The sequence below is a fragment of the Corynebacterium sp. 20-84 genome (assembly GCF_053479455.1).
On record NZ_JBRBCB010000018.1, the window covers coordinates 20,268 to 30,128 of the forward strand.

Consider the following 9,861-nt stretch of genomic DNA (forward strand, 5'->3'; position numbering starts at 1 on the left):
CCTTCGCCGACGATGACGAGGACGGCAACACCAGCGGCACCGGGAACACCGGCGACGACTGGCTCTCCTGGTACGACCACGGCGACATCGACCAGGTGACGGTCCACCCACGCCCTAAAGAGCCCGAAGAGCCCGAAGAGCCCAAAGAACCCAAAACCTCCGAAGAACCCGCCCCGGCCGAAGAGCCGCAGGCGACAGAGGCAGTCGCATTCGACCCGTTCGCAGACGACGAGGACGACGAGGACGACGAAATCCCCGCCTCAAACGAAGCCGCGCCCACCGAGGGCCCCGAGGCCACGGAGGCGGTGGCCTTCGACCCGTTCGCGGACGATGACGAGGAAGACACCACGGACAGCACGCGCGTGGAGGGGCTGGACGAGTCGGACCTGTACGGCAGCGCGGGCGAGTACGCGGGGCTGCTGAAAGACCTCGGTGAGCTGCGCGCCGGACAGGTGCAACGAGCGCAGGCGGCCAACGCAGAGAAAGAAGCGTACGAACGGGCGCAGCAGGAGGCGCTGGCGCGGGCGCAGGCGAGCACGAGCGAGCGGGCACGCCGGCAGGCGCTGGACACATTCCGCGAACTGCGCGGTGTCAAGCGCGCGACGCGCACGGTGGCCGACGGCATGGTGGAGCTGCCGTGGGTCGCGCCGGTGGAGCCGAATGCGGCGATCAAGGACCCGACGAACGCGATCGTCAACAAGAAGGTCCCCGAGCCGCAGCTGCAGAAAGGCGATATTGTCGCAGGCCAGTACCGGATCCTGGGCGTGATCGCGCACGGTGGCATGGGGTGGATCTACCTGGCGCAGGACGATTACGTGGCGGGCCGCCACGTGGTGCTCAAGGGCATGCAGTCGGAGAAGAGCGAAGACGAGGCGGCGGCTGCGGCGGCGGAGCGGGAATTTTTGGCGGACATCACGCACCCCGGCATCGTGAAGATCTTCAACTTCATCGACGACCCCAGGGTTGACGGGGGATTCATTGTGATGGAGTTCGTGGGTGGGCCGTCGTTACGCGAACGCAAAAATGCGCAAGAAACGCACCTGCTTCCCATCGATCAAGCGATCGCGTACATCCTGGAGGTGCTTCCCGCGCTGGGGTACCTGCACAGCCGCGGCGTGGTGTACAACGACCTCAAGCCCGACAACATCATTGTCACGGAAGACCAGGTCAAGCTCATCGACCTCGGCGCGGTCAGCGGCATCGGCGCGTACGGCTTCATCTACGGCACGAAGGGCTACCAGGCGCCGGAGGTCGCGCGCGTGGGGCCGAGCATCGCCAGCGATATCTACACCGTCGGGCGCACGCTCGCCGCGCTCATTCTCGAGCTGCCGAAGGAGGGCCGCGCATACTCGCACACGCTGCCCACGCCGAGCGACTCGCCGACGCTGCGCCGCTACATCTCGCTGTACCGCTTGCTCGCGCGGTGCTGCCACGAAGATCCGAAGCAGCGTTTCCGCAGCGTGGAAGAGCTCGAGGTGCAGCTGCTGGGCGTCCTGCGCGAAATCATTGCGCTGCGCGACGGCATCAATCACCCCGCGCAGCATTCGCTGTTCTCGCCGCAACGTACGACTTTCGGCACCAAGCACCTCGTCTTCCGCACGGATCAGCTTATCGACGGCATCGACCGCACCGTCGAGATCACTCCCTCCGAAGCAATGTCTGCTCTGCCCACTCCCCTGATCGACCGCTCTGATGTCGGCGCCGGCCTTCTCTCCGGTACCTCCTACGCCGAGCCCCAGGAAACCCTGGAGACGCTGCGCCAGGCGTTCAAGGCCACCGAATACGCCGACTCCGCGGAGATCCCGTTCGCCGTCGCCCGCGCGATGCTCGACCTCGGCCTGACCTCGCAGGCGCAGCATTGGCTGAGCAAACTCGACGGCCCGCTGCGCTCCGACTGGCGCTTCCACTGGTACCAAGGCCTCACCGAGCTCATTCACGGTGATTTCGCCTCCGCGCAAAAAGACTTCTCCGCCGTCCTCGACATCGTGCCGGGCGAGGCCGCGCCCAAGCTCGCGCTCGCCGCCGTCGACGAGCTGCTCCTCCAGCAATCAGGGCTACAGCAGCAAAAGCTTATCGACGACACCCTCGCCCGCCACCTCTCCTCCATCCGCACCGATTTGGGCGAACTCCCCAACTCCTATTTCCGGGCGCAGGAAAAAGCCGGGGTGATTTCGCCGAAATGGTCCCACGTGACCGACCACCCGGCCACGCTGCGCCTTAACGCAATGCGCCTCTACGCCCTGGTGTGGGCCGCGAACCCCACCACCGTCTCTTCCGCTTTCGGCTTGGCGCGCCAGCTCATGTACGAAGGCGAAGTCGAGATGGCCGTCGCCGCACTGGACAAGGTCCCACAGCAGTCCCGTCACCACCGCATGGCCAAACTGACCACGATCCTCTACCTGGTCAGCGACGAACTCACCGAAGCCCGTATCCGCCGCGCCGCCCGCCGCCTGGAGGAGATCCCCACCAACGAGCCGCGCCTACTCCAGATCAAGGTCGCAGTCCTCCGCGCCGGCCTGACCTTCCTCCGCGATTCCGGCGCCTCCGCCGCCACCGCCAGGACCCACTTATTCGAATACGACTTCACCATCAAGGATCTCCGCCGCGGCCTGGCCATCACGCTCCGCGAACAAGCCCGCCGCGCCCCGTTCGCACGCCACCGCTACGCGCTGGTGGACACCGCTAACAAGGTCCGCCCCGCGACTTGGTTCTAGCAGCTGCTATGCCCAGCAGGCCTCGCTGCGCCTGGCAGGCCTCTCTGCTCCCGCCTCAACGCCAAGGATGTGAACCCAGTTGTGAACCCTCTTTGTTAACCCCAGAATTTAACCCCTCGAGGATGTTAACCCCAGAATTTAGTTACCCCAGGTCGGAAAAAATGGCCCTCAAACCGCGACCTGGGATAACTAAGTTTTGGGGTTAACACCTAGAAATCAGCGGGTGCAAAGGCGAATGTGGCCGGCATCTGGGCAGGTGCAGAGGTCCGGAAACGCGAAACCCGGCCCCAGCACTGCTGGAACCGGGTGAGGGTGAGCTGCGCAAGAGCAGAGCGCTTAGAGCGACTCTGCGATCGCGGCGGACTTCTGCGCGATGGCGAGCTCCTCGTTCGTCGGGACGACGAGCACCTTGATGGTGGAGTCCTCGGTGGAGATGATGCGCGGGCCGGAGCCGTTGACGTTCTTCTCCTCGTCGATCTTGATGCCGTAGTTCTCCAGGTTGGCCAAGGAGTTGGTGCGGACGGTGGCGTCGTTCTCACCGACACCGGCGGTGAACGTGATGGTGTCCACGCGCCCCAGGGTGATCATGTAGGCACCGATGTAGCGGCGGAGGCGGTGAATGTACACGTCGTAGGCCAGCTGGGCCTTCTCGTCCCCCTCGTCCATCTTCTCGTGGAGGACACGGAAGTCGTTGACACCGGACAGGCCCTTCACGCCGGACTGGCGGTTGAGCAAGTCGTCGATGGCGTCGATGTCCATGCCGGCGGTGCGGTTGAGGTGGAAGATCACGCCCGGGTCGATATCACCGGAGCGGGTGCCCATGACCAGGCCTTCCAGCGGGGTGAGACCCATGGTGGTGTCTTGCGCGTGGCCACCGCGGATAGCGGAGACGGAAGCACCGTTGCCCAGGTGGAGGACGATCTGGTTGAGCTCCTCGACGGACTGTCCCAAGTGGTCGGCGACCTCGCGGGCGATGAACTCGTGGGAGGTGCCGTGGAAGCCGTAGCGGCGGATCTGGTGCTGCTGGGCGACGTCCAGGTCGATCGCGTAGTTGGCGGCTGCAGCCGGCAGGTCGTTGAAGAAGCCGGTGTCGAACACGGCGATGTGCGGGACATCCGGGAGCAGGTCGCGGGCGACCTCGATGCCGTCGACGTTCGCGGTGTTGTGCAGCGGGGCAAGGGGGACGAGCTCGCGGATCTGCTCGACAACCTCATCGTCGACAAGCACGGGCGCGCTGAAGGTGTTGCCGCCGTGAACAACGCGGTGACCGCAGGCGATGATGTCCACCTGGGTCGGGCCGGCGCCGTTGGCGTCCAACATGGCGATGGCCAGCATCAGGCCGCCGCGGTGGTCGCGGATCGGCATATTGGACTCGACGTGGCGACCCTCAATCTTGATGGAGATGCGGCCGTTCGGCTCGCCGATGCGCTCGACCAGGCCGGTGACAAACGGGCGGTCGGAGGCGGATGCGGTCGGGTCGACGATCTGGAATTTGATCGACGAGGAACCGGAGTTGAGGACGAGTGCGTAGGCCATTAGTTAGCTCCTTGAGCCTGGATTGCGGTGATTGCGACGGTGTTGACAATGTCCGGGACGGTCGCGCCGCGGGACAGATCGTTGACCGGCTTGTTCAGGCCCTGCAGGACGGGGCCGATAGCGAGCGCGCCGCCGGTGCGCTGCGCGATCTTGTAGCCGGCATTGCCAGCCTCGAGGTCCGGGAAGACGAAGACATTCGCCTGACCGGCGACCGGGGAATCCGGGGCCTTCTTCTTGCCCACGCCCGGGTCAGCCGCGGCGTCAAACTGCAGCGGGCCGTCGATGGCGGTGTCCGGCGCGAGCTCCTTCGCCTTGGCGGTCGCCTCGACAGCGCGCTCGACGTCCGGGCCGGAGCCGGAGGTGCCGGTGGAGTAGGACAAGATGGCCACCTTCGGGTCGATGCCGAACTGCGCCGCGGTCTTCGCGGAAACAGCAGCGATCTCGCCGATCTGCTCGGCGGTCGGGTTCGGGTTCACGGCGCAGTCGCCGAATGCCCAGAGGCGGTCGCGCATGACCATGAGGAAGACCGAGGACACGACGGATGCGCCCGGCGCGGTCTTGATGATCTGGAACGACGGCTTGATGGTGTGCGCAGTGGTATTCGCTGCACCGGAGACCATGCCGTCCGCCAGGCCCTTGTAGACCATCATGGTGGCGAAGTAGGAGATGTCCTTCATCGTCTCGCGCGCTTCCTCGACGGTCACGCCCTTCTTCTTACGCAGCTCGGCGAATTCTTCCGCAAATTCGTCGAGCAGGTCGGAATTGAGGTGGTCGATGATATTCGCGCCCTCGAGGTTGAGGCCCATATCGTCGGCACGGCGCTCAATATCGTCGCGGACACCGAGGATGGTCAGGTCCGCCACGTCCTGCTTGAGCAGCTGGTGCGCGGCCTCCAGAATGCGGTCGTCCTCGCCCTCCGGCAGCACGATGTGCGCGCGCTTCTCCTTCGCACGAGTGATCAGCCAGTTCTCAAACACAGCGGGGGACATGACCTGCCGCGCGTCGGTGTCAAGTGCGGCATCGAGAGCAGAAGCATCGAGCTTATCGACGCCCGTCGCCTGCGCCCCCAGCTCCTCCACCCGAGCCAGAGCGAGCTCTGCTGCCGGGCTTTCGGCTGCGCCGTCGGCGGTGAGCAGCAGCACCGGGACACCGAGCGCCGTGGCGACTTCTGCGTCGAAGGTGTACTCGCCGGTACCCACGATGAGGCTGTCACCGTCCGCAAGCAGATCCGCCGACACAATCGCGGAGAGCTCACGCTCCTGGTCGTTCAGATTGACGACCTTCAGGTTCTTCTCCGCTGCCAGCGCCTCGATGTCACCCCCCTCGAGTTCGCGGCCTACCGCAGTGATGAGAACGGACCTGTTTGCAGCCATCTAGGAACAACCTTTCCGGGCTTTCACCCTATGGTTTCGCGGGTATTCGCATCTTGCACGCGAATCATGCGCGCATCTCGCGCAGCGGATCGACGCGCTCACCTGCGCGCTCTATCCAGCTCATTTCAAGTGTAGTCACCTGCCCGGACACACGCAGGTGGCGTTGGTTACACCCCGCAGCGCCACACCGTCAAACCGCTCGGTCCAATACAAAAAGACCACTTTGTCTAGATTCGTTTGGTCAATGCCCTATACTGGCACTACAAATAACAGCAAGAACTACCCGCAGGATGCCCTGCGTGAGACACCAGCAACAGCGCAAAGGACAGTTTCGACCTTCATGAGTACTCCCACTTCCGACAACACCCTCCGCGTCGCCGTCGTCGGCTCCGGCCCCGCCGGCATTTACGCCTCCGACCTTCTGGTCAAGTCCGATGTGGACGTGCACGTGGACCTCTTCGAGCGCATGCCCGCCCCGTTCGGTCTGATCCGCTACGGCGTCGCGCCTGACCACCCGCGCATCAAGGGCATCGTGAAGTCCCTGCACAACGTGCTGGACAAGCCGGAGATCCGCCTGCTGGCCAACGTCGATGTGGGCAACGACATCACTGTCGAGGAGCTGCAGGAGTACTACGACGCAGTCGTCTTCGCCACCGGCGCCACCGCCGACCGCGACCTGAACGTTCCTGGCGCGGAGCTCGACGGCCACTACGGCGCCGGCCAGTTCGTCGGCTTCTACGACGGCAACCCGAACTTCACCCGCGACTGGGACCTCACCGCTGAGAAGGTCGCCATCGTCGGCGTCGGCAACGTCGCACTCGACATCGCCCGCGTGCTCGCCAAGACCGCCGACGAGCTGAAGGTCACAGAGATCCCGGACAATGTCTACGACAACCTGAACGCGTCCGCCGCGAAGGAGATCCACGTCTTCGGCCGCCGTGGCCCCGCCCAGGCCAAGTTCAGCCCCCTTGAGCTGAAGGAGCTCGACCACTCCGACAGCATCGAGGTCATCGTCGACCCGGAGGATATCGACTACGACGAGGCGTCGGAGACGGCGCGTCGAGAAGCGAAAAGCGTCGACCTTGTGTGCCAGACCCTGGAAGGCTACGCGATGCGCGACCCGAAGGGCGCCCCGCACAAGCTGTTCATCCACTTCTTCGAGTCCCCCGTGGAGATCATCGGTGAGGACGGCAAGGTCAGCGGCTTTGTCACTGAGCGCACCGAACTCGACGGCACCGGCGGCGTGACCGCCACCGGTGAGACCACCACCTGGGACGTCCAGGCTGTCTACCGCGCCGTCGGCTACCGTTCCGACGCCATCAACGGCGTGCCTTTCGACGACCACCGCGCCGTCATCCCCAACGACGAAGGCCACGTTCTCACCGAGTTCGGCGGTGACATCGTCCCCGGCCTGTACACCACCGGCTGGATCAAGCGTGGCCCCGTCGGCCTGATCGGTAACACCAAGTCCGACGCCAAGGACACCACCACCATGCTTCTCGACGACTACCGCAACGGCACCCTCACCCCCACCGAACACCGCGACGACCAGGCCATCCTCGACCACCTCAAGGACAAGGGCGTCAAGGTGACCACCTGGGAAGGCTGGCACAACCTCGACGCCGCCGAACGCGCCCTCGGCGAGGCCGAAGGCCGCGAGCGCAAAAAGATCGTCGAGTGGGACGACATGGTCAACGCCTCCCACCCCGAGTACTCGATCTAACCTTCAGCCAAGAACTCTCCTAAGTGGGGCCACAGTAACGTGGCCCCACTTTTGCGTTCGCATGATGAGAAACGTCCCCACGAATATCACCCATAACTGATACACTGACTTCGTGGACCGATGGATAGTCGACACGACCCATATCGAAGAATGGCTCGATCAACTCTCCGACGACGATTACGACACCGTGCTTGCCGCTCTCGAGTTCCTGGAGGAAATGGGCCCGGGCTGCGGCCGGCCATTTGTGGATTCCGTCCACCAGTCGCGCCATTCCAACATGAAAGAGCTTCGGCCCCGCGGCGGCAACATTCGGATATTCGGATCCTCTTCGCTTTCGATCCGAAACACATTGCCATCACACTTCTCGCGGGCGATAAAACCGGGAGCTGGAATAAGTGGTACCGAAAGAATGTCCCGATAGCAGACGACCGTTTTGACGCCCACCTCCGGGAAATTTGACCTTAAGCACCAAACCACGACAAGCAGGAGCAAACAATGACAACCCTTGATCAGCGGCGAACCAAGCGCCCCGGCAACCGCGAGAACATCGAGCGAATCAAGGCCGAAATGCACCGAGACACTCAGCTCTACCGCCTCCGCGCACTCCGCGAAGAGCTCGGGGTGACTCAAGTTTCCCTCGCCGGAAAAATTGGTGTCGGCCAAAACCGAATTTCTCAGATCGAGCACGGCAACATCTCTTCAGCCCGGGTGGAAACGCTGCAGAAATACCTCCAAGCGTTGAACGCCGATCTGGAACTCTTCGTCATACGCGCCGACGGCACCCGCGTTCCACTCGACCTCAACGCGAACGCTTCCTAAGCGCTTCACTCCCCCGAACGTCGCCGTCGGCTACCGCTCCGACGCCGTCAACGGCGTGCCTTTCGACGACCACCGCGCCGTCATCCCCAACGACGAAGGCCACGTCCTCACCGAGTTCGGCGGCGACATCGTCCCCGGCCTGTACACCACCGGCTGGATCAAGCGCGGCCCAGTCGGCCTGATCGGCAACACCAAGTCCGACGCCAAGGACACCACCACCATGCTTCTCGACGACTACCGCAACGGCACCCTCACCCCCACCGAACACCGCGACGACCAGGCCATCCTCGACCACCTCAAGAACAAGGGCGTCAAGGTGACCACCTGGGAAAGCTGGCACAACCTCGACGCCGCCGAACGCGCCCTCGGCGAGGCCGAAGGCCGCGAGCGCAAGAAGATCGTCGAATGGGACGACATGGTCAACGCCTCCCACCCCGAATACTCGATCTAGCGCTACCCCCTTCCCCTTCCATCCTGCGTCGGTGAACGACACACCACGCAGTCAACCGCTCGCCCCGCGGAAGCAGTACACATCTGCAGAGCACATCTCACGCCGCCCTGTGCGGTAGCCCTGAAACACAAAATCACCGCCGACCCGCTACCCATTCAGGTAGGGATCGGCGGTGATTCATTTCAACTCACCAGCCAGAGCCAGCGACCACTCCCCCAAGGGGAGCAGCCCTGCCGGCCCACTAGCCAGCGGGGACCGCTCAATCTTTACTAAGCGTTCTTGCCCTCAGCCGGAGCCTCAGCCTCAGCACCCTTGCCAGAGCCGCCCTTGCCCTCAGACCCGGAAGAACCCTTGTCCCCCTTGGACTTGGGGGAAGAGCTGCTGTTCTCATCCTTGCCCTTGGAAGACGACCCCTTCGAAGAAGAACCCTTGCTGGACGCCCCAGTCTCGGTCTGGGTTTTGGTATTGCCCGGACCACACTTGGTAGCAATGGTCGTGATCGCAGCGATGCCGTAAGCAAGCACCGCCAGCCCACCCATGACATGGTTCAGGTTCGCACCCGCACCCTTCAGCTGTGCATCGAAGTCAGCGGCAGCCTTAGCCAAACGCGGATCCATAATGCCCAGCTGGTTCTGCAGAGCAGTGTTCGCATCCTGAATCTGACGACCAACCTGAGCCTGAATGTTCTGCAGACCCGGGATCGCAGTCTGGGAAGCAATACCCAGCGGAATCAGAGCCAGCAGCGGCAGACCGAAACCAATCAGGGAGTCGGTGCAACCCTCACGCTCAGAAGAGCTGCTCTGCTTGGGCTTCGGGGAAGTGATCTTGGTATCGACATCACCGACCTTGTCGCCATCCTTGTCCTTAACGACAACCTTGGCATCCTGCGGATCAGTACCCTCCGGCACCGTCACCGTGATCTCACCAGTGTCCGGATCAACCTCAGCCTTGGCACCATCAACCGGCTTGCCATCGTTACCGATGACCTCACCAGTCATACCCTCAGTCGGGTTAACGACCGTATCATCCAGCTTCTTCTCAGAACCATCAGCCGGAACCACAACGGTCTTATCACCAGCATCAATACTCGGCTTATCCTCAGCCGGCTCCTCCGGAGCAGTGATCTTGGTATCGACATCACCGACCTTGTCGCCATCCTTGTCCTTAACGACAACCTTGGCATCCTGCGGATCAGTACCCTCCGGCACCGTCACCGTGATCTCACCAGTGTCCGGATCAACCTCA

The 9,861-nt window shown here is 63.4% G+C and carries 5 protein-coding genes and 3 pseudogenes; 5 read left to right on the forward strand and 3 right to left on the reverse strand.

Going from position 1 to position 9,861, the window contains the following annotated elements:
* Positions 1 to 95 precede the first annotated feature (95 nt).
* The gene (locus tag ACUY2Y_RS11480) at positions 96 to 2,714 is read left to right on the forward strand and encodes a tetratricopeptide repeat protein (RefSeq protein ID WP_448326609.1); all 2,619 of its coding nucleotides are present in this window, start codon (positions 96 to 98) and stop codon (positions 2,712 to 2,714) included.
* A gap of 336 nt (positions 2,715 to 3,050) precedes the next feature.
* On the opposite strand, the gene ACUY2Y_RS11485 is transcribed toward ACUY2Y_RS11480, so the two are convergent.
* Positions 3,051 to 4,250 carry an acetate kinase gene (locus tag ACUY2Y_RS11485; protein WP_448326601.1) on the reverse strand — a complete coding sequence of 400 codons (1,200 nt, stop codon included), beginning with the start codon at positions 4,248 to 4,250 and terminating at the stop codon, positions 3,051 to 3,053.
* On the reverse strand, positions 4,250 to 5,623 hold the full coding sequence (gene pta, locus ACUY2Y_RS11490; RefSeq protein ID WP_448326603.1) for a phosphate acetyltransferase: 1,374 nt from the start codon (positions 5,621 to 5,623) through the stop codon (positions 4,250 to 4,252). Before pta ends, ACUY2Y_RS11485 begins: the two co-directional genes overlap by 1 nt.
* 340 nt (positions 5,624 to 5,963) lie before the next feature.
* Here pta and ACUY2Y_RS11495 point away from each other — a divergent pair, with 340 nt between their 5' ends.
* From ACUY2Y_RS11495 to ACUY2Y_RS11510, 4 genes and pseudogenes are all read left to right on the forward strand, one after another.
* Entirely contained in the window at positions 5,964 to 7,346 is a 1,383-nt protein-coding gene (locus tag ACUY2Y_RS11495; protein WP_448326604.1) for an FAD-dependent oxidoreductase, read from the forward strand.
* 112 nt (positions 7,347 to 7,458) lie between these two features.
* A pseudogene (locus ACUY2Y_RS11500) lies at positions 7,459 to 7,805 on the forward strand (type II toxin-antitoxin system RelE/ParE family toxin).
* Between the two features lie 36 nt (positions 7,806 to 7,841).
* A complete protein-coding gene (locus ACUY2Y_RS11505) occupies positions 7,842 to 8,165 on the forward strand; it encodes a helix-turn-helix domain-containing protein (RefSeq protein WP_448326606.1) in 324 nt (107 codons plus the stop codon).
* Positions 8,166 to 8,187: 22 nt separating this feature from the next.
* Positions 8,188 to 8,616 (forward strand): annotated as a pseudogene (locus ACUY2Y_RS11510) (pyridine nucleotide-disulfide oxidoreductase); the annotation flags it as partial.
* A gap of 269 nt (positions 8,617 to 8,885) precedes the next feature.
* Here ACUY2Y_RS11510 and ACUY2Y_RS11515 read toward each other — a convergent pair.
* Positions 8,886 to 9,861, reverse strand: a pseudogene (locus ACUY2Y_RS11515) (hypothetical protein); the annotation flags it as partial.